Below are 26,514 nucleotides of genomic sequence, written 5' to 3' on the forward strand. Positions count from 1 at the left end.
GGCGATCAGATCTCCCGCGAAGGCGTGAAGCGAACGCTTGCGGACCTCATGTGCCCGGGCGCCAGTACGATGCAGCCGGTCTCGATGCCCGTGTCAGCCCTGCGGTTGAAGGCATCGGTGATGTTGCTGACCGGTTCGGCGCAAAAGAACGGCTCGCCGGGCGGCGTGTAGAGGACAAGGAAATCGAGTGGCGCCTCGGCCTCGATGTCCAGTTGCCGTCCATGCTCCGGCCAGGAGATCCGGGCGCGGCGCGACCATCCGGTGAAGACCGTGTCGAAGTCCGTCTCCGACACGTCGAAGCCCGTGGTCGGGTTGGCGCCCGGCGGCGGCGGTATGTGGATGGTGGGCAGGATTTCCGCATCGGTTTCCCACATGCCGGACACCCGCGCCTGGACATGTGTCCACGGCGTCGACGGAAAATAGGGATGTAGGCCAAAGCCTGCCGGCATCGGCGTGTCCGAAAGGTTGCGCAGCGAGAGGGCAATCGCCAGCCCGCCATCGATCAGCGAGATGGCCTGCCTTGCCTCATAGCTCCACGGCCAGGAATCGGCAGCATGGCGATAGGATAGGACCGTGCTGCTGGCTTCGTGCCGCACGACTGTCCATGATCGACGCCAGCCATGGCCGTGCTCATAGTGCGGATCGTCCGAGTTGGTCGGCAGTTCGACGGTGCGGCCGGCGAATGCGAAGCGACCGCCCCTTATGCGATTGGAATAGGGAACCAGCGGGAAGCAGGCCATGGCGCCGGCATCGCGGCGGCCGATCGCCGCCGGGTCAGCAGGGCGCAGCCAATCCACGACGGATCCGTTTTGCCGCCAGCGATACGACGCCAGGGCACCGCCGGCAGCAGGGACGATTTCCACGGTCGCAATGCCATCGCTGATCGAGATCAGCTCTTGGTGCTGCTCGGTAACGGCAGCGGAATTCTTTGTCATCGGCACACCCCCATCCCTTGACTCCAATCGCCATGCCTATAAGACATATCATATGAATAGTATGAAGAATAACAAATCTTTCAGTATGGCGCGTACGTCGAGAGTCGCGGTGGCGGTTTCCAGCGGCTCCACCGCTCTGCATGCGACCGTCGTCGAGCAAATCGGATTGCGCATCGTTCAAGGCGATTTCCTGCCCGGCGAGGCACTGCCCAATGCCGACGATTCAAGCGAGATGCTGGGGGTCAGCCGCACGGTGCTGCGCGAGGCGATCAAGGTGTTGGCGGGCAAGGGGCTGGTCGAATCGCGGCCGAAGACCGGCACACGGGTGCGTCCTCGTGCCGACTGGAATTTCCTCGACCCGGACGTCCTGTCATGGCGCTATGCCAGCGGTGTCAGCGCCGACGATGTCCGGGCGCTGTTCGAATTGCGCAGGGCCATCGAGCCGATGTCGGCAGCGCTTGCGGCCCAGCGCGCCACGCCAGCGCAGATCGCCGAGATCAATGCAGCTCTGGTCGAAATGGAGGCGGTGGTCGACGACGGCGACCGCTTCGCCAAGCCTGACCTTTTGTTCCACCAGACCATACTGCGCATGACCGGCAATGAGCTGATCGGCTCGCTGGCGGCACTGGTCGAAACCGCATTGGTGACGAGCTTTCGTCTTTCCAACGACAATCCGGAAGGGCAGCGCCCCTCATTGCCGCTGCACCGGGAAGTCGCCGAAAAGATCGCCGCCGGCGACGCGACCGGCGCACAAAAGGCGCTGCTGGTCCTCATCGACAATGCCGAGGAGGACGTGCGCCGCAGCGTCGAAAACCGCAACAAGCGCCGCCAGGAACGGGAACAGACATCGTGACCGACACCAAACGCAAACTGCGGTCCGAGGCCTGGTTCGGCGGTGAGGGCAAGAACGCCTTCATGCACCGCAGCTGGATGAAGAACCAGGGCATTCCCGCCGACGCTTTCGACGGCCGCCCGGTGATCGGCATCTGCAACACCTGGTCGGAATTGACCCCATGCAACGCGCATCTGCGGGCGCTGGCCGATCACGTCAAGCGCGGCGTCTATGAAGCCGGCGGCCTGCCGCTCGAATTTCCGGTGATGTCGCTGGGCGAGAGCAACATGCGCCCCACCGCCATGCTGTTTCGCAATCTGGTCAGCATGGATGTCGAAGAGTCCATCCGCGGCAATCCGATCGATGGCGTCATCCTGCTGGTCGGTTGCGACAAGACCACACCGGCGCTGCTGATGGGCGCCGCATCGTGCAACCTGCCGACCATCGCCGTTTCCGGCGGGCCGATGCTCAACGGCAAGTTCCGCGGACAGGATATCGGCTCGGGCACCCACGTCTGGAAATTCGCCGAGGAGGTTAAAGCCGGCCGCATGCCGGTTGCCGACTTCCTCGCCGCCGAGCAGGGCCAGAGCCGATCGGCGGGCAGCTGCATGACGATGGGCACGGCCTCGACCATGGCCAGCATGGTCGAAGCGCTCGGCATCGGCATGCCGGACAACGCCGCGATCCCGGCGGTGGATTCGCGCCGTGGCGTGCTCGCCCAGATGGCCGGACGCCAGATCGTCGATCTGGTGCGCAGGGACGTGACGATCGCGGAGATCCTCACCAGGCAAGCGTTCGAGAACGCCATTCGCGTCAACGGCGCGATCGGTGGCTCGACCAATGCGGTGCTGCATCTGATCGCCATCGCCAACCGGATCGGTGTCGATCTCAGCCTCGAAGACTGGGACCGCCTAGGTCGTGACGTTCCAACTATTGTCGATTTGATGCCGTCGGGCCGGTTCCTGATGGAAGATTTCTACTACGCCGGGGGGCTAGCTGCGGTCATGGCGTCGCTTGATGAAGTGGGGCTTCTTCATCGCGACGCCATGACCGTCAGCGCCAAGACCATCGGTGAATTGATCGACGGCGCGCCCAACTACAACAGCGAAGTGATCCGCCCAATGAGCGAGCCGCTGACCAAGGAAGGGGGCATCTCCATCCTGCGCGGCAATCTGGCGCCTGACGGCGCGGTCATCAAGCCGTCCGCGGCAACGCCCGAGCTGATGCAGCATCGCGGCAAGGCGGTGGTGTTCGAAAACATCGAGCATTACTACGCCCGCATCGACGATCCGGAGTTGGACATCGATGCCTCCTCGGTGATGGTGCTGAAGAACTGCGGGCCGCGCGGTTATCCCGGAATGGCCGAGGTCGGCAACATGCCGCTGCCGGCCAAACTGCTCAAGCAAGGCATCTCCGACATGGTGCGCATTTCGGACGCGCGCATGAGCGGCACCGCCTACGGCACCGTGGTTCTGCATGTGGCTCCAGAAGCTGCCGCAGGCGGCGCGCTGGCGCTGGTGCGCGACGGCGATCTTATCGAGCTCGATGTCGCCGGCCGCCGGTTGGAACTTTTGGTGTCGGAAGAGGAGCTCGCCATCCGCCGGCGTGACTGGAAGCCGCCGGCGTCGCCGGAGGGCGGCTACCAGAGCCTTTATGTCGAGCGCGTGCTGCAGGCCGACAAGGGCTGCGATTTCGACTTTCTCGTCGGCCGGCGCGATGCCGGCATTCCTCGGCATTCGCACTAGAGAGGCGCGCGATGACGGATGAAATCGGCTACGCGATCTATCCAAGCCTCAAGGGCCGCAGCGTCTTCATAACCGGCGGCGGCAGCGGCATCGGCGAAAGCCTGGTGCGCCATTTCTGCGCCCAGGGCAGCCGCGTCGCCTTCGTCGACATGGCCGAAGAACCATCCCAACGTCTGGTCGACGCGATTGCGGCCGAGGGACATGCCGCGCCGCTGTTCATTCCCTGCGACCTGCGCAACGTCGAAGAGTTGCAGGCGGCAACCGTGCAGGCAATGCAGCACAATGGCCCCATCCAGGCGCTGTGCAACAATGCCGGCAATGACGACCGCCACCAGACCAAGGATGTGACGGTTGCCTATTGGGACGACCGCATGGCAGTCAATCTGCGCCACCAGTTCTTCGCGGCGCAGGCAGTGCGTCCGCAGATGAGCGCGCAGGGCGGCGGCTCGATCATCAATTTCGGCTCCATCACCTGGATGGTCGGCGATCCAGATTGCCCAGCCTATGTCACCGCGAAAGCGGCTGTTTACGGCATGACGCGGGCGCTGGCCCGCGAGCTTGGCCCCGAGCGCATCCGCGTCAACTGCATGGTGCCGGGCTGGGTGATGACAGAGCGCCAGATGCGCCTGTGGTTGAACCCGGCCGGCGAACGCCAGATCGCGGAAAGGCAGTGCCTGCCCGACCGGCTGCAACCCTCCGATATCGCGCGCATGGCGCTGTTCCTGGCCGCCGACGACAGCCGCATGTGCACGAGCCAGCAGTTCATCGTCGATGCGGGCTGGGTGTGACCCGTACGGTTTCAAAGGAAGAAGGTTAGTTCATGCGTCTTGTTCAGTTCAGAATGGCCGACGGCAGCAGACGGGTTGGCCGTGTCTGCGATGACGGCAATCATCTGCACCCGCTCGAAAAGACCAGCAGCGTGCTGGAGCTGGCCGAAGCGGCAATTGCCCAGGGCACGTCGATCGCAGCGCTGGTCGAGAAGCGGACCGGCACGGCGAAAATCGACTACGACCAACTGTTGCGCGATGGCCAGGTGCTCGCTCCGGTCGACCATCCCGAACCGGCGCGCTTCCTGGTCACCGGCACCGGCCTCACCCACACCGGAAGTGCCGCCGCGCGCAACCAGATGCATGTTCTGACCCATGGCGAAGACGCCGACGAATCCGATTCCTTGAAAATCTTTCGCATGGGGCTGGAGGGCGGCAAGCCTGGCGCCGGCAAGATCGGGATTCAGCCAGAGTGGTTCTTCAAGGGCGTCGGCACCTGCGTTGTCCCGCCCGGCGCGCCGCTGCCGATGCCGGCATTCGCGAAAGCCGGTGCAGAGGAAGCCGAGATCGTCGGGCTTTATGTCAATGGACCCGATGGCCATCCCTATCGCATCGGCTATGCGCTCGGAAACGAATATTCCGACCACGTGACGGAGGGCGAGAACTACCTTTATCTCGCCCATTCCAAGCTGCGCTCCTGCTCGATCGGTCCGGAACTGCTGATCGGTGACCTGCCCGAAGAAGTGCGCGGCCATTCGCGCATCCTGCGCGACGGCACTGTTATCTGGGAGCAGGAGTTCCTGTCGGGTGAAGCGCACATGTCGCACTCGATCGCCAATCTCGAACACTTCCATTTCCGCTACCCGATGCACCGCAGGGCGGGCGACCTTCACGCCTATTTCTTCGGCGCGGCGGTGATGAGCTACGCCTCCGGCGTCAAGACGGCTTCCGGCGACGAGTATGAAATCCAGGCACAGACGTTCGGCAAGCCACTGCGCAACCGGATGGTGTCGGTGCCGGACGAGGGACTGGTCGCTGTTACCCAGCTGTGACGGCGCAGGCCCGAAAATTACGGTCCACCAGAACGATAATGGGAGATTAAAATGGGACTGAAGAAAGCGTTTTTAGGACTAGCGACAATCGGGCTCAGCATCGGCCTGATGACATCGGCGGCGCTCGCCGCGAACCTTCGGGTACTGGCCTGGGACGGCTACGCCGATGCCGACTGGGTCAAGGACTTCACCGCCGCGACCGGCATCGGCGTCGATGTCGTCTTCATCGGCAGCGACGACGAGATCTGGGCCAAGATCAAGGGCAGCGAGGGCCAGGACTTCGACGTCTTTGCTGTCAACACCGCCCAGTTGCAGCGCTACATCAAGGCTGACCTGGTGTCGCCGATCGACGTCACCAAGCTCGCCAACCAGAAAGACGTGCTGCCGCGCTTCCGCGACCTGACGGCGGTCAGCGGCGTGACCAAGGACGGCAAGGTCTACGGCATTCCGTTCTGCTTCGACTCCATCGGCCTGATCTACGACACCGACAAGGTCAAGCCGGCGCCGACCTCGATGTCGGTTCTGTGGGACCCGGCCTACAAGGGCAAGGTGCTGGCGTATGATAATGGCGAGCACAATTTCTCGTTCACCGCACTGACGCTCGGCTACAAGGATCCGTTCAACCTCAACGAAGAGCAGATGGCTGCAGTCAAGGCCAAGCTGGTCGAACTCAAGCGCAACGTGCTCAGCTTCTACACCACCGCCGACGAGGCGCAGCAGATCTACCAGAACAATGATGTGGCCCTGATCTGGGCCAATTACGGCCAGCAGCAGGTCAAGGCGCTGCAGAAGATCGGCGCCCATGTCGCCTACGTCAATCCAAGCGAGGGCGCGCTTGCCTGGCTCGACAACTGGGTCATTTCCAAGGGTGTCCGTGATAATGCGGCAGCCGAGAAATGGATCGACTTCATGCTGAGCAAGAAGGTCGGCGGCCAGCTTTCCGAGCGTACCGGCTTCGGCAACACGGTGACGGAAACCGGCAGCGCCGGCGGCAACGACAAGCTGGTCTGGCTCAACAATGTCGAGGACCCGCTCAAGCGTTCGGACATGTGGAACGAGGTCAAGGCAACGCCCTGATCTTTCCGCACCATGCCTTCGAAGGACCCGGCGGTCCGGAGTTCCGGACCGCCGAAGCGTATGCGAGAGTATTTCATGAACCAGAACACCGACCTCTTGACGCTGCGGTCCGTCTCGAAATCCTACGGCACGGTCCCCGTGCTGCACGACATCGACCTGTCGATCAAGGACGGTGAGTTCCTCACCGTTCTTGGACCATCCGGCTCCGGCAAGACCACGGTGCTGCGGCTGATCGGCGGGCTGGAACCGCTGACGTCGGGGGAGATACGCCTGGATGGGCAAGACATCAGCCGCATGCCGATCAACCGGCGGCCGTTCAACACCGTGTTTCAGGACTATGCGCTGTTCCCGCACCTGACCGTTTCCGGCAATGTCGGCTACGGGCTTTCGGTTCGCCATGTCCAGCGCAAGGAAATCGCGCGCCGAGTCGCGGAGGCGCTGGAACTGGTCCAGCTCGGGCGTTTCGCCGACCGCTTTCCGGCGCAGCTCTCCGGCGGCCAGCGCCAGCGCGTCGCACTCGCCCGTGCGCTGATCTGCCAGCCGCGCCTGATCCTGCTCGATGAGCCGCTCGCCGCACTCGACCTCGAACTGCGCCGGCAGATGCAGGTGTTCCTAAAGTCCATCCAGCGCGAAATCAGGACCACCTTCCTGTTCGTCACCCATGACCAGGAAGAAGCCATCGGCATGGCCGATCGGATCTGCGTCATGGAGGCCGGCCATATCCGCCAGCTCGGCACGCCGCACGACCTTTACTACAGACCGAATTGCGAATTCGTCGCGCGTTTCTTCGGCGAGAACAATCTGGTGGCCGGGAAACTCGGACCGGTCCAGGGCGAGCTGCGATCGATCGAGACGGCGCTCGGGCGCCTCATCTGTTCGATCAGCGACCAGCCGCATTTGAAAGCCGCAGCGGAAGGCGCCAGCGCTTACGCCGCGTTCCGTCCAGAAGCCTTGCACCTTGCGGATGCAAAGGACACCGACAACCGTTTTTCCGGCACGATCTCCGATCTGGCCTTTGCCGGCTCGTCGACCGTCGCCACCATCGCGGCCGGCGCCGACAATGCCGCGCAACGCTTGCGGCTGCGCGTGCCGAGCCGCGTCGACGGCAGCGCGCTCAGATCCGGCGAGGCCGTATCGCTTTCCTTTGCGCCGCATGAAGGCCATCTGGTGCTGGCATGAGCAAAGCAGGATCGACGCTGCCTGCGGAAAAACGGCTGTCGCTGCTGGTGACGGTGCTGGCGTTTGCCTTGCCAGTGGTCTTCGTCCTGGTGCCGCTGGCGATCTTCCTCGGCTACAGCTTCTTCAGCGTCGACCAGGGCACGATCGTCTACGGCTTGTCGCTGGGCAACTATGTCAGGTTCTTTACCGATCCGGTCTTTCTGCCGGTGTTCTGGAACACCATCGTGCTTTGCGTGTCGGTGGCCATCATCTGCATCCTGCTCGCCTATCCCGCCGCCTATTTCCTGACGACGCTGAAAGGCCGTTGGCGCTACGCCTTGCTGATGCTGCTCTTGGTGCCGCTGCTGATGAGCTACGTCATCAAGATCTATGCCATCCGCAGCATCCTCGGCCTCAACGGTTTCCTCAACAAGGCACTGGTGGCGCTCGGCATTCTGCAGGAACCGTCGACGCTTTTCGTGTTCAATATGAACGCCATCCTTTTGACGCTGACCCTGCTCTTGATCCCCTTCGCCATCCTGCCGATCTTCCTGTCGCTGGAGCGGATTCCGCAGGTGCTGCTGCGCGCATCCGACGATCTCGGCGCGAGCGGCTTGCAAACCTTCCTGCGCATCACCTTGCCGCTCAGCCTGCCCGGCGTCGCTTCGGCGGCGAGCTTCGTCTTCGTGCTGGCGATCGGCGATTTCCTGACGCCGCAGATGGTCGGTGGGATCAGCGGCTTCACCTTCGGCCGCATCCTCTACAGCCAGTTCGGCACGGCCTATAACTGGCCGTTCGGCGCGGCGCTGTCGGTGGCGCTGGCCGTCGTGGTGATCGCCGCAATCCTCATCGGCGAACGCTTTGGCCGCAACCCGGGGACTTCGGTATGAGCGCCCTGCCCCGACTGTCCACGATCTTTCTGGCCGCGATCACGACACTGGTTGCGGTCCTGCTCTACAGCCCGCTGTTCGTGCCGATCGTGTCGTCGTTCTTCACCATTTCGCATGGCTCCGTCGACTGGTCGTCGCCGACGCTTGCGACCTATGTGGCGCTGGCTGAAAACCACGACATATTGGCCGCTCTGCGCACGACGCTGATCGTCGGCGTCTGCACCGTCATCCTGTCGGTGGTCAGCGGAACGCTGCTGGCGCTCTATTATTATGGGCGCCGTTCCGGACGCTCGCTGCTGCAGTTCATCATCTTCCTGCCGTTCCTGATGCCGCCGATCATCAGCGGCCTGGCGCTGCTGATCTTCTTCCGCGAGATCGGCCTCGAACGCTCGCTGCTGACGGTCGTTATCGGCCATACGGTTTTCGTGTTGGCGATAGTCTACCGCACGGTACTGATGCGGCTGCAGTCGATGAGCCGCACGCTGGTTGAAGCGTCCTACGATCTCGGTGCCACGGGCTGGCAGACCTTCTGGCGCATCATCCTGCCGAACCTGTCGAGCGCCATGGTCGGCGGCGCCATCCTGGCCTTCGCCCTGTCATTCGACGAGACCATGATCACCATCCTGGTCACTGGCACGCAAAGCACGCTGCCGGTCAGGCTGTGGGCGATGATGCGGCTTGGCTTCTCACCCGACATCAATGCGCTGGTGGCTCTGATCCTGATGTTCACCGTGCTGCTCTGCGTGCTCGCCGGCCGCTTTCTCATCCCCAGGCAAGTTGCGACGGAACGGACGTGAGTGCCGGGCAAGAGCGCCGCAATGAGGCAGCCATATTCTTGGTCCGGCATCGATGCTGACATAATCGATGCCGGACCAAACGGAATGATGCTTACTGAAGCTTGGCCTGCAAGGCGTTGACATCGTCGGTGGTCATTTCACCGTCCGTCGCTACCTTGCCGTCGACGATCTTCCACAGCCGGAACGGGCCTGTGATGTCGCCATATTTATCGAAAGCGACCGGGCCGATGACGCCTTCGTAGCGGATCGGCTTGCCGTCCTTGATCAGGCCGAGCGCCTTGGCGAACTCTTCCTTGCCAGCAAAGATCGGCGTGCCGGCCGGATCGACCGCCTTGTACATCGCGTCCTTGATCTTGGCCGGGTCCTCGGAGCCGGCAATGGCGATGGCGAGGCCAACAATCGCGCCGGCGTCATAGGAACGGTCGGCTGCCGGATTGGTCGGTTCGATGCCGGAGAATTCCTTATAGTTCTTGGTGAAATACTCCGTCGAGGCCGTCGGGCTGGTGCCGGACGACGTGCCGTAGGCTTCCCTCAGATAATCGGCGCCGACGGATTCGATGAAGTCCGGGCTGTTCATGCCGTCATTGAGCAGGAATTTCTGCACACCGCCCTGCGAGATCCAGGTGCGGGCGACCGTGGCGCCGTCGACCGGTGTGCTGACGAGGTAGAGACCGTCCGGTTCACCGGCCATTGCCGCGGTGACTTCGGAGGCATAGCTCGACTGCTTTTCATTGTAAGGCGTGTCGGAGACGATGGTGCCGCCGAGCGCTTTGTAGGCACGCGAGAATTCGGCCACCATGTTGACGCCGAAATCGTTGTTGACGTGGATGATCGACAGCTTCTTGAAACCCTTGTCGATGGCATATTTGGCGGCGGCGACACCCTGCAGCGCATCCGAGGTGATGGTGCGGAAGAAGATGCCGTTGGTCTTGCCGTCGCGGCCGAGCGCCGTCAGCGTCGGCGAGGACGACGCCGGCGAGACCTGGACGATCTTGGCTGGCGCGGTCACCGAGGTCAGGATGGGGATCGACACCGACGAGATGATGCCGCCGATGATGACCGGCACCTTCTTGACTTGAACAAGTTGGGTGGCGGCGTCGACGGCGATGTTGCCCTGGCTCTGGCTATCGCGCGTGTCGGTGACGAGATCGCAGCCGCGCACCCCGCCGGCTCCGTTGATGTCGCGGAAGGCCATCTCGACCGACTTGGCGCCGGCCTGGCCGTATTCGCCGGCCGGGCCGGTCAGCTCCATGACGAGGCCGACGGTGATCTTGCAATCGGCGGCTTGCGCAGCACCCGCCATCGTGACGAGAGCGAGCGCTGTGGTGAGTTGGAGTATCGTCTTTGTCATTGTTGTTCCCCTTTCGTTACTCGACTGTATTTGAATTCTGTAGCCTGTTCAGCGTTCCGGCACCTGCAGCCAGGTTTCATGCAGATGTCGCCATTCGACGCTGTTGGGCGCCGATGAACTGGTCGTGAAGACGGCGCTCGATTGACGGCGGCTGTGCTTGCCTGCGCGCAGCTGCGCTTCGACATAGAGGACGACGATGGTATCCGCGTCCTGCCAGCCGGGCCGGATGTCCTCGATCGAAATGGCGAAACCATCGTCGCAGGAAGCACGGCTTGCGCGGACATGGTCGACGACCGCTTCGCGATCGAGGATCTGCCCGTCCGGCGCCACCATGCTGAGGTCCTTGCCCATGGCGCGTTCGAAGCGGCCGAAGTCCACCGTGTTGGCTCGCGCGGCGACGAACCAGTCGACGAAGAAGCGGTGCAGGTCGATGATTTCGGCGCTGGCGCGTGAAAACAGGGAGGGTTCGCCGCTCATTTCTTCCCCGCATTGAGGTTGTAATGCATGATCGAACCGTGGCGGCCGCGGCGGTCGCGTTCCAGCGTGTAGACGTCACCTTCGAGGCCGGTGCCTTGCGCGATGACGGCCGCAATCCGCTCCCGGTCCTCGGCGTCGAGCGCAACGTCCATGATTTTCGCATTGGCAATGGCGTGGGCCTGGTTGCGGGCGCCGACGATGACCGCCGCCACTTGCGGCTGCTCCAGCACCCAGGCGCTAGCGATGGTGGCGACGTCAACGCCGTGGCGGTCGCCAACGGCCTTCAGCGCCTGCAGCAGGTGCTGGAACAGCTCCCAGCCGCCAAAATCGTCAATGATCAGCTTGTACTTGACCAGCGAGCGGTTTTCGAGCGGCGTGGCGGGCTCGGCCGCACCGAGCCATTTGTTGCTGAGGAAGCCGCCGGCGACTGAACCATAGCAGAGGAAGCTGACGCCGTTCTGTTTTGCGAGCGCGGCCAGGCTGCTGCCCGGGCGCTGGTCGAGCACGGAATATTGCAGTTGCTGGCTGACCAGCGGGATGCCGGCAGCGAGTATCTCGGCGAGCCTTGGCGTGTCGAAATTGGTGGTGCCGAGATTTCGCACCTTGCCCTCCAACCGAAGCTCGTTGAGCCAGCCCATGGCATCGACATAGCGCGGCTGTTCATAGTCCCACCAATGGAACTGCACGAGATCGAGCCGCTCGGTCTTCAGCCGCCGCAATGACTGGTCGATGATGCCCCTGATGTAGTCACGGCTGATACTGGCCAGCCGTTCGAGGTCGGGCACCAGCTTGGTGTGCACCTTCATCCGGGCCGCGACGTCGAGGCCGCGCTCGCTGGCCAGCCGCAGGCGCGCGGCACCGATCAACTCCTCGACGCCGGTGTAGATGTCGGCGCAGTCATAGGTCCAGATGCCGGCATCGAACGTGGCGATCAGATCGGCCACCGCCTGGCTGCGGTCAATGGCGCCGTGGCCGCCAGCCAGCTGCCAGCCGCCGCGAATGACGCGCGAGATGGTGTAGCCGGGGCCGAGTTCGAAGGTGTTTGCGGTCATCTCAGGTCATCCTCTTTCGGCAGCGGCACCGTCGTCGTCTCGGCGTGGCTGAACCGCCGCTTGGCGGCCCTGACGATCCGCAGCCGGCTGCCGCAATTGGGATCGGGACAAGCGATCTCGGCGTCCGAGGTCATCCAGTCGTTCGGGTGGGTTGGGCGCTGCTTGGCTGCCAGCAGCGGCAACACGGCGGCGATCGAATAGATCGAAAAACCCTGCCCTGCCGGCATCGACAGCATCTCGCCCTTGAGCTCGAAATAGTCGCCTTCCTTGGCGCCGCAATAGATAGGTTTGCCCTTGGGGATGACCGCCTCGACGCGAAGGTCGAACAGCTCGAAACTGTCGTCGGCCATGTCAGGCCTCCATCAGGCTGAAGGTGATATCGCAGGCGCCGTTGCGGCGGATGACACCGCACGCGGAGGCGAACCGGTCACGCTCTTCGACGCGCACCTGCGCCACCACACTGCCGGCCAGCCAGCCTATCGGGAACAAGAGCCGCGCGCCCTGCCCGTAGTAGAGGCCAATGTCGAAGATCGCATTGGGATTGCCGCCCCACATGCGTGGCGGCACGTAGGACAGTACGATGTCGCCCGGCTGCGGGTTCAGCGTCGCGTTCTCGGCCGGCAACGGTTTTGCATAGGCCTGGCCCTCGAGGTCGGTTGATGGAACCGGACAGGAAATCTCAGGCCCGGTCCACATCGCATGGATGCCCGGAACAACGCGTGGCGTGCCGAGGTAGGCCAAGAGGAAGGCAGCGTTTTCCGGCGCCTTCTCGGGCAGCAGCAATGCCGTTACGGAAAGCTGCGAGCGCGGCTCGGTGATCCTGATGGCGGTCATGTCTGGTCTTTCGCGGCGGCGGCCTGCAACTTGCTGCGCAGGAAGGTGAAGGGTCGGCTGATGTCGGCGACCAGCGACTCGCGCGCCGCCTGCGCATCCTGCGTGGACAGCGCCGTGACGATGCGGCGGTGATATTGGGCGGTGTCGACCTCGCCGGCTTCCGAGAAGGCGTAGATGGCGACACGAATGCAGGGACCCGATTGCAGCCACAGGCTCTCGATCATCGGGATCAGCACGGCCGAACCGCAGGAGCGGTAAATCTCGAAATGAAAGCTCTGGTTGAGCGTCACTTCGCGGTCGACGTCCTTCTTGTGTTTCAAAGCCCGCATCTCGTCCCATTCGGCGAGGATGGTTTCGATGGTGGCGATCTGGCGCGGACCCATGCGGGCGGCGGCCAGCGCGATCGCCTCGCCCTCGATCAGGATGCGAGCCCGCAGGAGATCGTCGAGGCGTTCCAGCGTGATCGGCGGCACGCGCACCGAACGGTTGGGCAGCGCCTCCAGCGCCTTTTCCGTGATCAGCCGGCCGAGCGCCTCGCGCACCGGCATGGTCGAGGTGACCAAGGCCTCAGCCAGGCCACGGATGGTCAGCACCTGGCTCGGTTCGAACAGGCCGCCAATCAGGGCGCGGCGCAGCTCGGAATACACGCGGTCCTGCACGGTCTCGCGGCCTACCGGCGCAAGCTGGGCCGCGATCACCTCGTTGTTCTTTTCGATGGCAGCCTTTTGCATGGAATTCCGTTCGTGGCCGGTTTTCGGCTTGCGGAGGAAATTAAAGCCGAATAGCGTGATCAACGCAAGTGTGATCACAAATCATAATCAGGAGGCGGCAGCGATCGTCTTCGGCCAGAGGGTTTGATGAGCGAGGCAACCAAACGGCAAGGGGAAACCCGCGCGCCGGTTCTGACGGCAAGGAATGTCGTCAGGCGGTTCGGCGGCCTTGTAGCGGTCAACGACGTCTCGTTTAACGTCAAAGCGGGCGAAATCCTCGGCCTCATCGGCCCCAACGGCGCCGGCAAGACGACGATGTTCGACCTGCTTGCCGGCAGCATATTGCCGACCAGCGGCGAAATCCTTCTCAACGGCGCGCGCGTCTCGGGCGAAGCAGCACATCTGCGCATCGGACGCGGTCTCGGCCGCACGTTTCAGATACCGCGCCCGCTGCCCAACCTGACGCTGATCGAAAACATCATGCTGGCGGCACAGGGTCAGGCCGGCGAAAAGCTGCTTGCCAATTTCGTCACGCCATGGCGCGTCGCCGCGCAGGAAAGGGCCGCCAGGACAAAGGCGCTTGAACTGCTGGAACTGGTCGCCCTCGCCCATCTCGCGCATGAGCCGGCGCGCGTGCTTTCCGGCGGCCAGCGCAAGCTGCTCGAACTCGCCCGCGTGATGATGGCCGATCCGGCGATCATCTTGCTCGACGAACCGGCGGCCGGCGTCAACGCGACGCTGCTCGAAGTCATCATCGACCGCATCCGCGACATCAATGCGCGCGGTATCACCTTCCTGCTGATCGAGCATAATATCGACATGGTGACGCGGCTCTGCCATCGCGTCCTCGTCATGGCGAGCGGCCAGCTGCTCAGTGAAGGCACGGCCGAAGAGGTCGCTCGCGACCCGCGCGTCATCGAGGCCTATCTCGGAGGCGCGGCATGAGCGAGATCGTTCTCGATGTCCGCGACCTCGAAGCCGGCTACGAGCCCGGCGTGCCGATCGTGCGCGGCGCCTCGATCACCGTCGCCAAGGGCGAGATCGTCGTGGTGCTCGGCCCCAACGGCGCCGGCAAGTCTAGCTTCATCAAGGCCATCGCCGGCCTCGTCCCGATCACCGGCGGCACAGTGTTTCTGGACAGCAAGGACATCACTGCCGCGCCGGCCCACACCATGGTGCGGCTCGGGCTGGCCTTCGTGCCGCAGACCGAAAATATCTTCCCACTGATGTCGGTCGAGGACAATCTCAGAGTTGCTTGCGGCATCCTTGAGCGGCGCGAGATTCCTGCGCGCATCGAGGAGATGTATGCCGCCTTCCCCGATCTCGTCCGCCAGCGCCGCACCGCCGCCGGCAACCTCTCGGGCGGACAACGGCAGATGCTCGCCGTTGCGCGGGCGCTGATCGTCCACCCCAAGGTGCTGGTGCTAGACGAGCCGTCGGCCGGCCTGTCGCCGAAATTCGTCTCGATGGTGTTCGAGATGCTGGCAAACATCCGCAAGTCCGGCGTCACCATCCTGCTCGTCGAACAGAATGCCAAGGCAGCGCTCGCCATCGGCGACCGCGCCTATGTGCTGGTCGAAGGCAAAGACCGGCACGAGGGCATTGCTTCCGAGCTGTGGAACGATCCGGTAGTCGCCGAACTCTATCTCGGCCAGCGCCCCCGCAAGTCCGGCACAGGAGGTGGGGCATGAGCCTGCAATTTGTCGTCGACGGATTGCTGACGGGTTCGATGATCGGCCTGGGCGCCATCGGCGTGACGCTTACCTATTCGATCCTGCGCTTCTCGAACTTTGCCCATGGCGACTTCATGGCCTGGGGCACCTACGCGACGCTGGCCGTCGTCAGCGCCATCGGCGCGACAGTCGGCAAGGTGGCACCGATCGCACCGCTGTCCTTCGGCTGGCCGCTGATTGTCGCGCTGGTCGTCGGCATGGCTTTCACCGCTTTGCTGGCGCTGCTGCTCGACAAGGTGCTGTTTTCGCGGCTGCGCTCGCAAGGCCAGGCGATCATCGTGGTGATGGCGAGCTTCGGTGCCTCGATGGCGCTGAGAAGCCTGCTCGAATTCACCTTCACCTCGCGGCCGACCTATTTCAGCCGGGCGATCCAGATCGCCATGCCGGTCGGCTTCGGCATCCGCATCACATCAGACCAGATCGCGCTTTTGCTGCTGACCGCGGTGCTGGTGCTCGCCGTGCATCTGTTGATGACGCGCACGCAGACCGGCCGCTCGATGCAGGCCCTGAGCCAGAACGCGGCACTGGCCCGCATCGTCGGCATCGACGTCGCCAGCGTGGTGCGCGTCACCTGGGTCATCGGCGGGGCGCTGGCCTGCGTGGCCGGCGTGATGATCGGCATCCTGGTGCAGATCCGCCCGTTCATGGGCTTCGACATGCTATTGCCGATGTTTGCCGCCGCCATTCTCGGCGGCATCGGCAGCATCCCCGGCGCCGTGCTCGGCGGCCTGATCATCGGGCTCGCCGAGGCCGGTGCCGTGCAGCTGATCGGCGCCGAATGGCGCGCCGCCGTCTCCTTCATCATCCTGATGGCGGTGCTGTTCGTGCGGCCGATCGGCCTGTTTGGTGTGAGGGAACGCTGATGGATCTGATCGGCTACGGCGCCTTCTTCCTGACCACCGCGCTGATCTTTTCGCTGGTCACGCTGGGGCTCAATTTGCAGTGGGGCCTGACCGGCCTGTTCAATGTCGGCCTTGCCGGCTTCGTCGCCATCGGCGCCTACACCTCGGCATTGCTGACCACTCCCGACGACGCCGCGCGGCTGGGTGGCCTTGGCCTGCCGATCGTTGTCGGCTGGGCGGGCGCCATGGTCGTCGGCGGCATTGCCGCGGCGTTAACTGGCATGGCGACGCTGCGGCTCAGGTCCGACTATCTGGCGATCACCACCTTCGGCGTCGCCGTCGTCGTGCAACTGGTCGCGCTCAACGCGCAGAAACTGACCGGCGGCCCGTTCGGCATCGGCTTCATCCCGCGCCCCTTCGGCAGCCTTGCCGAGACGCCGCTGCTGTTCAACCTGTCGAACCTTGCCGTGGTCGCGGCGGTGACTCTGGTCGCCTATCTCGCTTTGGAACATCTGTCGCGCAGCCCGTGGGGCCGCGTGCTGAAGGCGCTACGCGAGGATGAGCGGGCGGCGATCTCGCTTGGCAAGAGCGCGCGTTTCTATCGCGTCCAGGCCTTCGCCGTGGGCGGCGCCATCATGGCACTGGCCGGCGCATTGCAGGCGCATTTCACCGGCTTCATCGCGCCGGACAATTATTTGCCGATCCTGACCTTCCAGGTCTGGGTGATGCTGATCGTGGGCGGCTCGGGCAGCAATCTCGGCGCCGTCATCGGCAGCATCCTGGTCTGGGCGATATGGGCTGGGTCGGGCACGCTGACCAGCATCCTGTTCCCGCCGGAACAGCAGGCTCGTGCCGCCGCGCTGCAGATCGCCGCCATCGGCGTCATGCTCTGCGTTATCCTGCTGGTCCGGCCGAACGGGCTGTTCGGCGACAGGCCACGGCGGCCTTGGCTCGGCAAGCGGACGAAGGTGACTACGGCCAAAAGCGTTTCCCCGTCATGAATGCCGCGGTTCGGCAGGAAGCGCATGGCGCTTCACTCTGGCTTGCCGTCAGCCGCGACCGCCGCGAACGGCCGGCGCTGCAGGGTAAGCTCGATGTCGACCTGGCCATTGTCGGCGGCGGCTTTTCGGGCCTTTCAACCGCGCTGCACGCCGCCGGCAAAGGCCTTTCCGTCGCCGTTCTCGAAGCCGAATTCATCGCCTGGGGCGCAACCGGCAGGAATGCTGGCTTCGTCGTGCCGAACTTCGCCAAGATGGACCCGGCCGACATACTGGCCCATCTCGGACCATCGCGTGGCGAAAGACTGATCGATTTCGCCGCCGGCAGCGCCGACCTGGTTTTCCGCCTGATCCGGCAGCACGGCATCGACTGCGACGCCGTGCAGAACGGATGGATCCAGCCGGCGCATTCGCCTGCCGCCTTTGAAAAGGTCAAGTCACGTGCCGGGCAGTGGGCACAGCGTGGCCGGCCGGCAGTCACATTGGATCGGCAGGAAGTCGAAGCCCTGACAGGCGTGCCAGGCTATGTCGGCGGCTGGATGGACCGTTCCGGCGGCGTGCTCAATCCGGTCGCCTATGCGCGCGGATTGGCCGATGCGGCGGAGAAGGCCGGCGCAAAGATCTTCGAGCAGACGCGCGTCACCTCGGTTGATCGCATAGCCGATGGCTGGATGCTGAAAATGCCCTCTGGCTCGGTACGCGCGGGCAAGGTGCTGATCGCCACCAACGCCTATGGCTGGTCCCTCAATCCGTCGTTGCAGCGAACCTACTTCCCGCTGAAAGTCTTCCAGATCGCGACAGCGCCGCTGCCTCGTGAAGTGCGCAACCGATTGCTTCCCGGCGGGCAAGGTGTCGGTGACACCAGACGCAATCTGTTCACCTTCCGCTTCGACGCCGAAAACCGGCTGATCAGCGGCGGCATGCATATCCTTGGCGCCGGTGCGGATACGCGCGTACCGCAGACGATCTGGCGAAGGCTCGGCCGGCATCTCGGTCTGCCCGACCTGCCGCCGCTTGCCTACAGCTGGTCGGGAATGGCAGCGGTCGAACCGGATTTCCTGCCGCACCTGATCGACCTCGGTCCGGGACTGATCGCCGGTCGCGCCTGCAACGGGCGCGGCATCGCCATGACGACGGCGATGGGCAAGGTTCTGGCCGACTGGGCCGCCGGCACCGACGCCCGCGACCTGCCGCTGCCCTTCGCGCCGCCGGCGCCAATACCGTTCCACACCGTGCTGCGGCACGCGCCCAACATGCTGCTCGGCTGGAGCATGCTGCGCGACCGGCTGGACGGGACGAGCTAGGCCGACGGCTCCCTGGCAGCGTCAAGGTTTGCAGACAGCACAGCGGCCGCCACGGCGATGTCCTCTTCTATGAAAATCCGCACAGTGGGACCGCTGCGCTGCTCCAGTGCGGCGACGATCTTGCGATGCGCGTCGTTGGACTGCGGGATGTAGCGATCGGCCTGCATCAGCAGCTTGAGATAAGGCCCGACCCGCCCCCAGAGGTCGCGGATCATGTTCAAAAGGATCGGCGCGCCGGCATGCTGGTAGATGGCGAAGTGGAACGCCTCGTTCAATGAGAGATAGGCCCTGGCGTCGCCGGCCTCAATGGCACGCTGCATGCCGGCGAGCGTCGCCTGGATGTCAGCCAGCCCGCTTTCGCTCATCCTGGTCGCCGCCATCTCGCCCGCCAGTCCCTCGACGGCGATGCGGATGCGCGTCAGCTCCTCGAAGGCAGGCGCGGACAGCAACGGCACGATGACCGAGCGGTTGTTCTGCATCTCGAGCAGCCGCTCGGCGACAAGCCTCTGCAGCGCCTCGCGGATCGGTGTCGTCGAGATGCCGAACGTCTCGGCGAGCTTGCGGATGACCAGCGCCTGGCCCGGGCTGAAGCCGCCGGAAATCAACTCCTGCTTGAGCGCGCCATAGGCGCGGTCATTCAGGGTCTGATGTTCAAGCTTCAGCATACGCGGGCCGCTCCGATCACCGGTTCGACAGAGCGCGATCGAGCGTCTCGGCCAGTTGCTCGGCATTGTCCCTGGCAAAGGGCAGTGGCGGCCTGATCTTCAGCACATTGCCGCGCGGACCGCAGGACGAGATCAGCACGCCGTCCTCGCGCATGGCTTCGACGACCGCCGATGTCTTGGTGGCGGCCAGAGCCTCGTCGCCGTCCGCCGTCAGCTCGACGCCGAAATAGAGGCCGTTGTGCCTGACATCAGCGACCGCGCCGTGCCGGCCCTGCAGGGCGCGCAGCAGTTCACTCGTATAGGCGCCGACATTGCGCGCATTCTCGATCAGCCCCTCGCCTTCGATGACATCGAGAACGGCGAGGCCGACAGCGGCCGCGACCGGGTTGCCGCCGAAGGTGTTGAAGTAGCCGGTGTTCGAACCGAAGGAGGCGACAAGCTGCGGCCGCACGAGCACGGCGCCCATCGGGTGCCCATCGCCGATCGGCTTGCCCATCGTGACGATGTCAGGCTCGATGCCATAGTTTGCGAAGCCCCACATGCCCTGGCCAAGCCGGCCGAAGCCGGACTGGACCTCATCGGCGATGACGATGCCGCCGGCCTTTTTGACGTGATCGGCTGCCTCGCGCATCACCTTCGCATCGGGAAAGAAAATGCCGTCGCTGGAAAAGGCCGAGTCGAGAAGCAGCGCCGCCGGCTTGATGCCTTTTGCTCGCATGTCCTCTATGGCAGCGGCGACATTTCCGGCGAAATCATGCGCGGCCCGGCCATGGTCGCGGAACGTGTCCGGCGCTGCCACCGTGCGGTGGTGCGCTGGTACCCCCTTTGCCCCGACCGCCGCCGGCGACAGTTGCGCCGTCGCTATGGTGGCGCCGTGATAGGCGAAATCGGTGATGATCACCCCGGTGCCGCCGCTGGAATGCTGGGCAATGCGGATGGCAAGGTCGTTCGCCTCGCTGCCGGTGCAGGTGAACATCGCGTGGCCGAGATGGGCCGGAACGGTGCCGAGAAGCTTTTCCGCGTAATCGAGGATGATCTCGCTGAGATAGCGTGTGTGGGTGTTGAGCGTTGCGGCCTGCCCGGACAGTGCCTCGACGACGCGCGGATGGCAGTGGCCGACCGAGGCGACGTTGTTGTAGGCGTCGAGGAACTTGCGGCCCTGGGCATCGTAGAGCCACACACCGCTGCCGCGCACCAGATGAATAGGGTTGCGGTAGAAGGTGCGGTAGGTCGGCCCGAGCAGCCTGGCGCGGCGTTCGAGCAGCGCGCGCTCCGATGCAGCCGCGTCGGCATTTGCGGGGTATGGCGAGGACTGGGACACGAGCATCTACTCCGGATTGGAATGGTCGAGAAAATAGCGGCGGGCATCGGTGGACGACAGGCCGTTCAACCGTTCGAGTGAAGCCCAGACTTCGGTGGCGAGGCGCAGCACGTAGTCGCGCTTGGCCGGGAAACGCTCGGCCTGCCAGCTGGCGATGTTGACGATGAGCGCAAGTCGGGCACGGATCAGATCGAAGAGAATGCCAATCTCTTCCTCCTCCAGTGGTTGGAGCGACTGATAACCTGCGACAAAGCGCGCCGCCGGTGCCAGCGGATGGCCTTCCGCCGGCCAGCGGTAGACGGCGCCGATGGCGAGGTCGCAGATCAGCGGCGAATGGATCATGTCGCCGAAATCGAGAATGCCGCTGACGACCTCCGGCCGCGAAGCATCCATCACCACATTGTAGGAATTCATGTCGTTGTGGACGATCTGCGCGCGCAGGGTGGGAATGACCGGCGCTGCATGCTGCTCGAAGGAGTCGATCGCGCGCTCGACCATCGCCCTCCGAGTCGGATCAGTGATGTGCGCCATCATCGGCCGTGTCTTGGCGACCTTGCGGATGTCCCAGAGCAGGTCGCTGCCGGCGGCCGGGTGGAAGAAGCCGCGCAGCGCCCTGCCAAGGCGGGCGAGGAAGATGCCGAGATTGCGATCCTGCTCCTCGGAAGTCGGCGAGCGCGACAGCAACTGACCGGGCAGATAGGTCACCAGCCGGATGATGCGCGGCGCCGATCCAGCGACTCTAACCGCGAACTGCGCCTCATCCTCGAGGCTTTTGCGCACCGAGGGAACCGGCAAGGTGGGGTCGACCGCAAGGATGTGGTCGAGCGCCTTGTTCTGGAAATCGGTGAAGCCAGCTTCTTCCGCCGGATGGGAGATCTTCAGGACGAACTCGCCCTCGCCGTCGGTCTGAATATGGAAATTGTGGTCGCGTTCGCCAGGCAGCGGACGCGCGGTGCCGGTCAGCCCGTGGTGCCGGCGCAGGATGGCGAGGGCGTCGGCCGTGGAGACATCCGGTGCGTCCTCGGCGAGTGTTTCGCCGAACGCATCGGGCACCGCCGCATTCATGGCTTAGCCTCGATAGGTTCGAGGCCACACCAGTCGGCGATGAACAGCGCGATCGTCTGGGTGACCTTGCGCACCGAGTCGAGATCGACGGCCTCGTCATAGCCATGCGGCATGCGGCAGATCGGGCCGTAGACGATCGCCGGCGTGTCGGCATAGAGGCCGAAGAAACGCGCATCGGTGGTCGCCGAGGTGACGTGTTCCGTCAGCGGCTCGCCCCACACGGCGGTATGGCTGCGGCGCAGCACCGCTTCCATCTCGTCGGCGCCCTCCAGCACATAGCCCTCGGCCATGAAGCCATTGTAGGTCATCTTGGGTGGTCGGTTGGCCAGGAACGGATCGGCGCGCGCCGCATCGGCAATGCAGGCCTCGAGCTCGGCCCTGGCGTCTTCGAGCCTCTGGCCGGGATAGGTGGCGACGCGCATCTCGAAGACACAGCGCGCCGGAACGCTCGATGTCCACTCGCCGCCTTCGATCTTGCCGAGGTTGAAGCGGATCGGATGCGGGTGATCATGGAAATGCCTGTCATCGACCTTGCGCGCGTTCCAGACGATTTCGAGCTGCTTCAGCGCCTGAATGATGACGAAGGCCTTTTCGATGGCATTGGCGCCGGCCGAAAATGCACCCGACGCATGCTGCGGATCGCCGTCGACCTCGACCCTGAACCAGATCGGCCCGACCTGCGCCCGCATCAGCCGCGGCTCCAGCGGTTCGGGAATGAAGGCGGCGTCGGCGCGATAGCCGCGCTGCAGGCATGCAAGCGCGCCATTGCCGGTGCATTCCTCCTCGACCACCGACTGGAGATACACGTTCGCGGCCGGCTGATAGCCAAGGCTACGCAAGGCGCTCAGCGCATAGAGGCAGGCGGACAGGCCGGCCTTCATGTCGCCGGCGCCGCGGCCATGCATCCAGCCATCCTCGATCGCCGGATCGTAGGGATCGCGCACCCAGCGGTCGAGCGGTCCGGTCGGAACGACATCGATATGGCCGTTGAGGATCAGCGAGCGGCCGGTCGCGTTTCGCGGCGTGTGGGTAGCAACGACGTTGAAGGCATCGTCGTAAGAGACCGCCACGGGTGAAAAACCCGGCAGGTCGCGAATCACGTCGACATCGACGCGCCACATGTCGACCGCGTAGCCATCCGCCTCGTAGGCGGCGGCCATAAACGACTGCGCGGGGTGTTCCTCGCCACGTTGGGAGGGAAAGCGCACGAGGTCTTGCAGAAACGCGACCTGTCGGGCGAAGCCATCATCGACTGCGCTCAGAATGGCCTCATCCGCAATCCGCTCAGGCATCATATTTTACTTTCATCTGGATGGTGTATCATATCTCATATGCCATTCCTGTGAAATGCAAGAGGCATGCGCGCCAAACTTTCAGTCCAGGACTTGCCGTTCGATGCTGCCATGGTCTTGGAGAGTTGGCATCGGATGCAGCAAGCCGATACTGCTATCTCTGGAAGACATGACGAGGGAATGCGTTGATCACAGAAGACACGATGCCCGCCGAAATCACCGATCTCGCCATTGGCTACCATCGCCTGCCGGCTGGCAAGCTTGCCAATGCGGTGACCTGGATGGAAGCGCGCACGCCGCAGCCGGATCTCGCGCGCCCCTTGGGCATGACACGGATCACGACGCCCGATTGCGTTTCCTACCGGGCGATCTTTCTCGAGATCGGCGCACCCTGGCTGTGGGACCGCGTTTCCGAAATGTCCGATGCCGAAATCACCGAGCATTTCGCCGACCCGCGCCAGCATCTCTACTACGGCCACGACGAAACCGGCGCGCATCTCGGCATGGTCGAGTTCTTCGCCGCCGACAATAACGAGATCGAGATCACCTATTTCGGCCTGTTCCCTTCCCTGACCGGCCGCGGTTTCGGCAAACGGCTGATGGCCGGGGCACTGGAGCTCGCATGGCGTCTCAACCCGAGCCGCATCTGGCTGCATACAAGCAGCTTCGATCATCACAGCGTCATCGGATTCTACAGCGCCTGCGGGTTCGTGCCCTTCGCTACCGGATTTGAGATCGTCGACGATCCCCGTATCAAGGGAACCTTGCCGCGCGATGCCGCACCGCAAATTCCGCTGATCGAAGCGGAGTGGAGCGGCTGCGGCGACTCTCCCCCAGAGAGCTACAGGCTGTGCGGACCTAGATGAGAACAGCTCCGCAATCCGTCAGCCAAGCGTCGCCGCACCATCGCCGATGGGTGCGCCGCGAGACCATTCTGTCGACGCTGGAGCGTCATATCGACACGCGCATCGTGCTGTTCGCCGCGCCCGCCGGCTTCGGCAAATCGACGACGATGGCGCAATGGGCTGCGGAAATCGCACGCCACGGCAGGCTGACGGCATGGCTGTCCTGCGAGGCGACGGACAATGATGAGGGCGCCTTCCTATCGCATCTGGTGGGCGCGCTGCGCCATCTGGTCCAGAGCCCGGCGGAACTCGACCTTGCCTTCCAGTCGAGCCCCATCCCGCAGCTCGATGTCGTGCTCGCGGCACTTGTGGCGGGTCTGGCGGCGCGCGAGGCCGACATCACCCTGTTCTTCGACGATTACCACGCCGTCGAGGCGCCGGCGGTGAAGCGGTTCATGGAGCGCCTGACCCGGCAGGCGCCGGAAAATGTTGCTTTCGTCATCGGCTCACGCAGCCTGCCCGACCTGCAGCTCGGCAAGCTCCGGGTGCTTGGCGACGTTTTCGAAATCGGCCCCGACGATCTGCGTTTCGCCTCATCCGAGGCCGAAGCTTTCTTCAACGACAAGCTGGGCCTGAGCGTCAGCAGCGGCACGGTGGAGACCTTGTGCTCGCGCACCGAAGGATGGGCCGCCGGCCTGCAACTGGCCTCTTTGTCACTGAGTGCCGCGCATGCACCGGAAACCGTCATCGGCAATTTTACCGGCGCCAACCGAAACGTCGCCGACTTCCTGATGGGCGAAGTGTTCCTGGAACTGCCGCCGGCGATCGCAAAATTCCTGCTCTACAGCTCGATCTTCGAACGCTTCAGCGCCGAGGCCTGCCGGGCGGTGATGCGCGCGGCCGACGCCGAAGCGGCGATCACCGAGATCGAGACGCGCAACCTGTTCCTGGTGCCGCTCGACGAAGAGCGGCGCTGGTTCCGCTACCATCACCTGTTCCGCGATTTCCTCAGCCGCGAAATGGAACGGCGCGAACCGGAGATGATCGCGCCGCTGCATCTGGCGGCCGCCGAATGGTTCGGCGAGCGCAAGATGCTGACAGAGGCGATCGGGCACGCGCTGGCCGCCGGCGACCAGGCCCGCGCGGCGGTGTTCGTGGAGAACAATGCGCTCGACCTCATCGCCCAGTGCCAGCTTCTCTACGTGCGCCAGCTGCTGGCACTGCTGCCGAGGAAGCTGATCGACCAGCGCATTCGGCTGCAGCTGGTCGTGCTGTGGTTGGCGGTGCACAGCAGCCAGCCGGAGATTGCCCAACAGACGCTGAGCAATGCGCGCAAGTTGGTCGAGACCGGACCGACCGACAGCAACGACCCAGGCACGATGACCGGCACAACGATCGAGGCTGAGCTCGTGGTTCTCGCCGCCGCCGTTCACAGCACGCTGGAGCAGTTCGATCAGGCGCGCGACACAGCCCTTGCGGCCCTGCGCGTCATCGCGCCCGATGCCTGGTTCATGGAGGGCGCGACCGCCAATGTCATCGGCTACAACCTCTATGCGCTGGGTGACCTCGACGGCGCACGCGCCGCCATCGATGCGGCACGCCGGGCGCATGAGCGAAGCGGCAGCCTGCTCGGCGTCACCATTGCCAATTGCTACATGGCCGTGATCGAGCGTTCGGCGGGCCGCTTGCCCGCCGCCGAGCGGCTGCTGCGCAACGCGATCATCGAGGCTCGGGCGCGGATCGGTGCAAACTCCTATGCCGAGGCCCTGGCCGGCACGCTGCTTGCGGAACTTGCCTATGAGACCAATGCGTCGGGCGAAGCGCTGACCCTGGTCGAGAATCTCGGACCGCAGATCGAGGGCGCGGCGGTCATCGTCTATCCCCTGGCCAGCGTGCCGACCTATGCCCGCGTGCTGCAGCTGACCGGTCGCACCGAAGCGGCACTGGATATGCTTGAGCGCGTCTATCAACGCGTACATGGCACGGTGTATCGCCGCCTGGCATCGATGATCGTGCATGACCGCATACGTGTGCTGCTCGACCAGAACCGTATTGCCGAGGCGCGTGCGCTGCTGGCCGAGCATCGGGGCGAAGGGACCGAGGCTTCGGTGGTCATCACTACCGCCAACGAGTTCGAGTTCTTTGCCGAGGGCCGCCTGCTGACGGCCGAGAAATCCTATGCCGCTGCCGCGGGGGTTTTCGACGCGCTGCTCGAGCGCACGAAAGACAGCGGGCGCATGCGCCGCCATATATTGGCGCTGATCCTGCGCGCCAAAGCGGCCAGCGCTGCCCACGACCAACGCGAGGCAGACCGCAATCTCCTCAATGCGTTGCGTCTCGCCCAACCCTCCGGCTTCATCCGTTCTTTCGTCGACGAGGGAAGGCCTGTTGTCGAAGGGTTGATGCGGCTGCGCGCGGCTCAGGCGAAGACCGATCCCGCACTGTCAGCCTATGCGTCGCGCATCATCGATGCCGCGCAGGCGATGCCTGTCGCGACACGCAAGCTGACCGCACCAGCCGCCGAGAAGGAACAGCTCACCCAGCGCGAGGCCGAACTGCTGCGCTATCTCACCGAGGGCATGTCCAACCGCGATATCGCCTTGGCGTTGTCGGTGAGCGAGACCACGGTGAAATGGCATCTGAAGAACATTTTCGGCAAGCTCGCGGTGACCAACCGGGTGCAGGCGGTGCGCGCCGCGCAAGGATCTGCAGGCGCCCATACCCCTCCGAAAGGAGGGGCATAGATAAGAGGCGCGACCCCACTTTCGGGTC

The 26,514-nt window shown here is 64.2% G+C and carries 26 protein-coding genes; 15 read left to right on the forward strand and 11 right to left on the reverse strand.

Features of this window, described 5'->3' with window-relative positions; translation table 11 throughout:
• Positions 1–5: 5 nt before the first annotated feature.
• Entirely contained in the window at positions 6–935 is a 930-nt protein-coding gene (locus M729_RS0131075) for an aldose 1-epimerase (protein ID WP_027163886.1), read from the reverse strand.
• A 109-nt stretch (positions 936–1,044) separates the two neighbouring features.
• Here M729_RS0131075 and M729_RS0131080 point away from each other — a divergent pair, with 109 nt between their 5' ends.
• The 8 genes from M729_RS0131080 (at position 1,045) to M729_RS0131115 (ending at position 9,253) form a co-directional block, all read left to right on the forward strand.
• Positions 1,045–1,788 (forward strand): FadR/GntR family transcriptional regulator, encoded by a 744-nt coding sequence (locus tag M729_RS0131080; protein WP_081714243.1) that lies wholly within the window; start codon positions 1,045–1,047, stop codon positions 1,786–1,788.
• On the forward strand, positions 1,785–3,512 hold the full coding sequence (locus tag M729_RS0131085) for an IlvD/Edd family dehydratase (protein WP_027163887.1): 1,728 nt from the start codon (positions 1,785–1,787) through the stop codon (positions 3,510–3,512). Before M729_RS0131080 ends, M729_RS0131085 begins: the two co-directional genes overlap by 4 nt.
• Before the next feature lie 11 nt (positions 3,513–3,523).
• Positions 3,524–4,300 carry an SDR family oxidoreductase gene (locus M729_RS0131090; RefSeq protein ID WP_027163888.1) on the forward strand — a complete coding sequence of 259 codons (777 nt, stop codon included), beginning with the start codon at positions 3,524–3,526 and terminating at the stop codon, positions 4,298–4,300.
• Positions 4,301–4,332: 32 nt separating this feature from the next.
• The gene (gene araD1 / locus M729_RS0131095) at positions 4,333–5,331 is read left to right on the forward strand and encodes an AraD1 family protein (RefSeq protein WP_027163889.1); all 999 of its coding nucleotides are present in this window, start codon (positions 4,333–4,335) and stop codon (positions 5,329–5,331) included.
• Positions 5,332–5,382: 51 nt separating this feature from the next.
• A complete protein-coding gene (locus M729_RS0131100; protein ID WP_027163890.1) occupies positions 5,383–6,408 on the forward strand; it encodes an ABC transporter substrate-binding protein in 1,026 nt (341 codons plus the stop codon).
• A 75-nt stretch (positions 6,409–6,483) separates the two neighbouring features.
• Positions 6,484–7,587 carry an ABC transporter ATP-binding protein gene (locus tag M729_RS0131105; RefSeq protein ID WP_027163891.1) on the forward strand — a complete coding sequence of 368 codons (1,104 nt, stop codon included), beginning with the start codon at positions 6,484–6,486 and terminating at the stop codon, positions 7,585–7,587.
• Entirely contained in the window at positions 7,584–8,456 is an 873-nt protein-coding gene (locus M729_RS0131110) for an ABC transporter permease (RefSeq protein ID WP_027163892.1), read from the forward strand. The genes M729_RS0131105 and M729_RS0131110 overlap by 4 nt, the downstream gene beginning before the upstream one ends.
• Positions 8,453–9,253: an ABC transporter permease gene (locus M729_RS0131115; protein WP_027163893.1), complete on the forward strand. Its 801-nt coding sequence runs from the start codon at positions 8,453–8,455 to the stop codon at positions 9,251–9,253. Before M729_RS0131110 ends, M729_RS0131115 begins: the two co-directional genes overlap by 4 nt.
• Positions 9,254–9,344: 91 nt before the next feature.
• Here the strand turns inward: M729_RS0131115 and M729_RS0131120 are convergent, their stop codons facing one another.
• Genes M729_RS0131120 through M729_RS0131145 form a run of 6 tightly spaced genes read right to left on the reverse strand, consistent with a single transcriptional unit; the run spans position 9,345 to position 13,698 of the window.
• On the reverse strand, positions 9,345–10,604 hold the full coding sequence (locus tag M729_RS0131120) for an ABC transporter substrate-binding protein (RefSeq protein ID WP_024502537.1): 1,260 nt from the start codon (positions 10,602–10,604) through the stop codon (positions 9,345–9,347).
• A gap of 48 nt (positions 10,605–10,652) precedes the next feature.
• Positions 10,653–11,081, reverse strand: coding sequence for a DUF4440 domain-containing protein (locus M729_RS0131125; RefSeq protein ID WP_027163894.1), 429 nt, complete (start codon positions 11,079–11,081; stop codon positions 10,653–10,655).
• Entirely contained in the window at positions 11,078–12,133 is a 1,056-nt protein-coding gene (locus M729_RS0131130) for an aldo/keto reductase (protein WP_013532977.1), read from the reverse strand. The genes M729_RS0131125 and M729_RS0131130 overlap by 4 nt, the downstream gene beginning before the upstream one ends.
• A complete protein-coding gene (locus tag M729_RS0131135) occupies positions 12,130–12,483 on the reverse strand; it encodes a TIGR04076 family protein (RefSeq protein ID WP_027163895.1) in 354 nt (117 codons plus the stop codon). Before M729_RS0131135 ends, M729_RS0131130 begins: the two co-directional genes overlap by 4 nt.
• Position 12,484: 1 nt before the next feature.
• Positions 12,485–12,967, reverse strand: a complete 483-nt coding sequence (locus M729_RS0131140) for a DUF3830 family protein (RefSeq protein WP_027163896.1) — start codon at positions 12,965–12,967, stop codon at positions 12,485–12,487.
• Positions 12,964–13,698, reverse strand: coding sequence for a GntR family transcriptional regulator (locus M729_RS0131145; protein ID WP_027163897.1), 735 nt, complete (start codon positions 13,696–13,698; stop codon positions 12,964–12,966). The genes M729_RS0131140 and M729_RS0131145 overlap by 4 nt, the downstream gene beginning before the upstream one ends.
• A 126-nt stretch (positions 13,699–13,824) precedes the next feature.
• On the opposite strand from M729_RS0131145, the gene M729_RS0131150 reads away from it, so the two are divergent.
• The 5 genes from M729_RS0131150 to M729_RS0131170 are packed head-to-tail and all read left to right on the forward strand — an operon-like array spanning position 13,825 to position 18,554.
• Positions 13,825–14,622 carry an ABC transporter ATP-binding protein gene (locus M729_RS0131150; protein ID WP_013532981.1) on the forward strand — a complete coding sequence of 266 codons (798 nt, stop codon included), beginning with the start codon at positions 13,825–13,827 and terminating at the stop codon, positions 14,620–14,622.
• Positions 14,619–15,368, forward strand: a complete 750-nt coding sequence (locus M729_RS0131155) for an ABC transporter ATP-binding protein (RefSeq protein WP_027163898.1) — start codon at positions 14,619–14,621, stop codon at positions 15,366–15,368. The genes M729_RS0131150 and M729_RS0131155 overlap by 4 nt, the downstream gene beginning before the upstream one ends.
• Positions 15,365–16,273, forward strand: a complete 909-nt coding sequence (locus tag M729_RS0131160) for a branched-chain amino acid ABC transporter permease (protein ID WP_013532983.1) — start codon at positions 15,365–15,367, stop codon at positions 16,271–16,273. Before M729_RS0131155 ends, M729_RS0131160 begins: the two co-directional genes overlap by 4 nt.
• Positions 16,270–17,253, forward strand: a complete 984-nt coding sequence (locus tag M729_RS0131165; protein ID WP_027163899.1) for a branched-chain amino acid ABC transporter permease — start codon at positions 16,270–16,272, stop codon at positions 17,251–17,253. The genes M729_RS0131160 and M729_RS0131165 overlap by 4 nt, the downstream gene beginning before the upstream one ends.
• Entirely contained in the window at positions 17,250–18,554 is a 1,305-nt protein-coding gene (locus tag M729_RS0131170; protein WP_027163900.1) for an FAD-dependent oxidoreductase, read from the forward strand. Before M729_RS0131165 ends, M729_RS0131170 begins: the two co-directional genes overlap by 4 nt.
• Here the strand turns inward: M729_RS0131170 and M729_RS0131175 are convergent.
• Genes M729_RS0131175 through M729_RS0131190 form a run of 4 tightly spaced genes read right to left on the reverse strand, consistent with a single transcriptional unit; the run spans position 18,551 to position 22,897 of the window.
• Positions 18,551–19,219 carry a GntR family transcriptional regulator gene (locus tag M729_RS0131175; RefSeq protein WP_024502527.1) on the reverse strand — a complete coding sequence of 223 codons (669 nt, stop codon included), beginning with the start codon at positions 19,217–19,219 and terminating at the stop codon, positions 18,551–18,553. The genes M729_RS0131170 and M729_RS0131175 overlap by 4 nt on opposite strands.
• A gap of 16 nt (positions 19,220–19,235) precedes the next feature.
• Positions 19,236–20,546 (reverse strand): aspartate aminotransferase family protein, encoded by a 1,311-nt coding sequence (locus M729_RS0131180; RefSeq protein WP_027163901.1) that lies wholly within the window; start codon positions 20,544–20,546, stop codon positions 19,236–19,238.
• Positions 20,547–21,605, reverse strand: a complete 1,059-nt coding sequence (locus M729_RS0131185; RefSeq protein WP_027163902.1) for a phosphotransferase — start codon at positions 21,603–21,605, stop codon at positions 20,547–20,549.
• Positions 21,602–22,897, reverse strand: coding sequence for an ArgE/DapE family deacylase (locus tag M729_RS0131190; RefSeq protein WP_027163903.1), 1,296 nt, complete (start codon positions 22,895–22,897; stop codon positions 21,602–21,604). The genes M729_RS0131185 and M729_RS0131190 overlap by 4 nt, the downstream gene beginning before the upstream one ends.
• A gap of 203 nt (positions 22,898–23,100) precedes the next feature.
• On the opposite strand from M729_RS0131190, the gene M729_RS01000000136275 reads away from it, so the two are divergent.
• Both M729_RS01000000136275 and M729_RS0131205 read left to right on the forward strand, forming a co-directional pair.
• Complete coding sequence (locus tag M729_RS01000000136275) at positions 23,101–23,763, forward strand: GNAT family N-acetyltransferase (RefSeq protein ID WP_224673970.1); 663 nt, start codon at positions 23,101–23,103, stop codon at positions 23,761–23,763.
• Positions 23,760–26,486: a LuxR C-terminal-related transcriptional regulator gene (locus M729_RS0131205; RefSeq protein ID WP_027163904.1), complete on the forward strand. Its 2,727-nt coding sequence runs from the start codon at positions 23,760–23,762 to the stop codon at positions 26,484–26,486. Before M729_RS01000000136275 ends, M729_RS0131205 begins: the two co-directional genes overlap by 4 nt.
• Positions 26,487–26,514: the final 28 nt, after the last annotated feature.

It is taken from the genome of Mesorhizobium sp. WSM1293 (assembly GCF_000513875.1).
Lineage (GTDB): Bacteria > Pseudomonadota > Alphaproteobacteria > Rhizobiales > Rhizobiaceae > Mesorhizobium > Mesorhizobium ciceri.

Bases quoted from the DNA above. Each gene is read 5' to 3' on its own strand.
- M729_RS0131185 (WP_027163902.1), bottom strand. From the start codon at position 21,605: ATGAATGCGGCGGTGCCCGATGCGTTCGGCGAAACACTCGCCGAGGAC.
- M729_RS0131170 (WP_027163900.1), top strand. From the start codon at position 17,250: ATGAATGCCGCGGTTCGGCAGGAAGCGCATGGCGCTTCACTCTGGCTT.
- M729_RS0131125 (WP_027163894.1), bottom strand. From the start codon at position 11,081: ATGAGCGGCGAACCCTCCCTGTTTTCACGCGCCAGCGCCGAAATCATC.
- M729_RS0131140 (WP_027163896.1), bottom strand. From the start codon at position 12,967: ATGACCGCCATCAGGATCACCGAGCCGCGCTCGCAGCTTTCCGTAACG.
- M729_RS0131180 (WP_027163901.1), bottom strand. From the start codon at position 20,546: ATGCTCGTGTCCCAGTCCTCGCCATACCCCGCAAATGCCGACGCGGCT.
- M729_RS01000000136275 (WP_224673970.1), top strand. From the start codon at position 23,101: ATGCCCGCCGAAATCACCGATCTCGCCATTGGCTACCATCGCCTGCCG.
- M729_RS0131205 (WP_027163904.1), top strand. From the start codon at position 23,760: ATGAGAACAGCTCCGCAATCCGTCAGCCAAGCGTCGCCGCACCATCGC.
- M729_RS0131105 (WP_027163891.1), top strand. From the start codon at position 6,484: ATGAACCAGAACACCGACCTCTTGACGCTGCGGTCCGTCTCGAAATCC.
- M729_RS0131130 (WP_013532977.1), bottom strand. From the start codon at position 12,133: ATGACCGCAAACACCTTCGAACTCGGCCCCGGCTACACCATCTCGCGC.
- M729_RS0131150 (WP_013532981.1), top strand. From the start codon at position 13,825: ATGAGCGAGGCAACCAAACGGCAAGGGGAAACCCGCGCGCCGGTTCTG.
- M729_RS0131110 (WP_027163892.1), top strand. From the start codon at position 7,584: ATGAGCAAAGCAGGATCGACGCTGCCTGCGGAAAAACGGCTGTCGCTG.
- M729_RS0131175 (WP_024502527.1), bottom strand. From the start codon at position 19,219: ATGCTGAAGCTTGAACATCAGACCCTGAATGACCGCGCCTATGGCGCG.
- M729_RS0131160 (WP_013532983.1), top strand. From the start codon at position 15,365: ATGAGCCTGCAATTTGTCGTCGACGGATTGCTGACGGGTTCGATGATC.
- M729_RS0131135 (WP_027163895.1), bottom strand. From the start codon at position 12,483: ATGGCCGACGACAGTTTCGAGCTGTTCGACCTTCGCGTCGAGGCGGTC.
- M729_RS0131145 (WP_027163897.1), bottom strand. From the start codon at position 13,698: ATGCAAAAGGCTGCCATCGAAAAGAACAACGAGGTGATCGCGGCCCAG.
- M729_RS0131120 (WP_024502537.1), bottom strand. From the start codon at position 10,604: ATGACAAAGACGATACTCCAACTCACCACAGCGCTCGCTCTCGTCACG.
- M729_RS0131115 (WP_027163893.1), top strand. From the start codon at position 8,453: ATGAGCGCCCTGCCCCGACTGTCCACGATCTTTCTGGCCGCGATCACG.
- M729_RS0131100 (WP_027163890.1), top strand. From the start codon at position 5,383: ATGGGACTGAAGAAAGCGTTTTTAGGACTAGCGACAATCGGGCTCAGC.
- M729_RS0131090 (WP_027163888.1), top strand. From the start codon at position 3,524: ATGACGGATGAAATCGGCTACGCGATCTATCCAAGCCTCAAGGGCCGC.
- M729_RS0131075 (WP_027163886.1), bottom strand. From the start codon at position 935: ATGACAAAGAATTCCGCTGCCGTTACCGAGCAGCACCAAGAGCTGATC.
- M729_RS0131155 (WP_027163898.1), top strand. From the start codon at position 14,619: ATGAGCGAGATCGTTCTCGATGTCCGCGACCTCGAAGCCGGCTACGAG.
- M729_RS0131190 (WP_027163903.1), bottom strand. From the start codon at position 22,897: ATGCCTGAGCGGATTGCGGATGAGGCCATTCTGAGCGCAGTCGATGAT.
- araD1 (WP_027163889.1), top strand. From the start codon at position 4,333: ATGCGTCTTGTTCAGTTCAGAATGGCCGACGGCAGCAGACGGGTTGGC.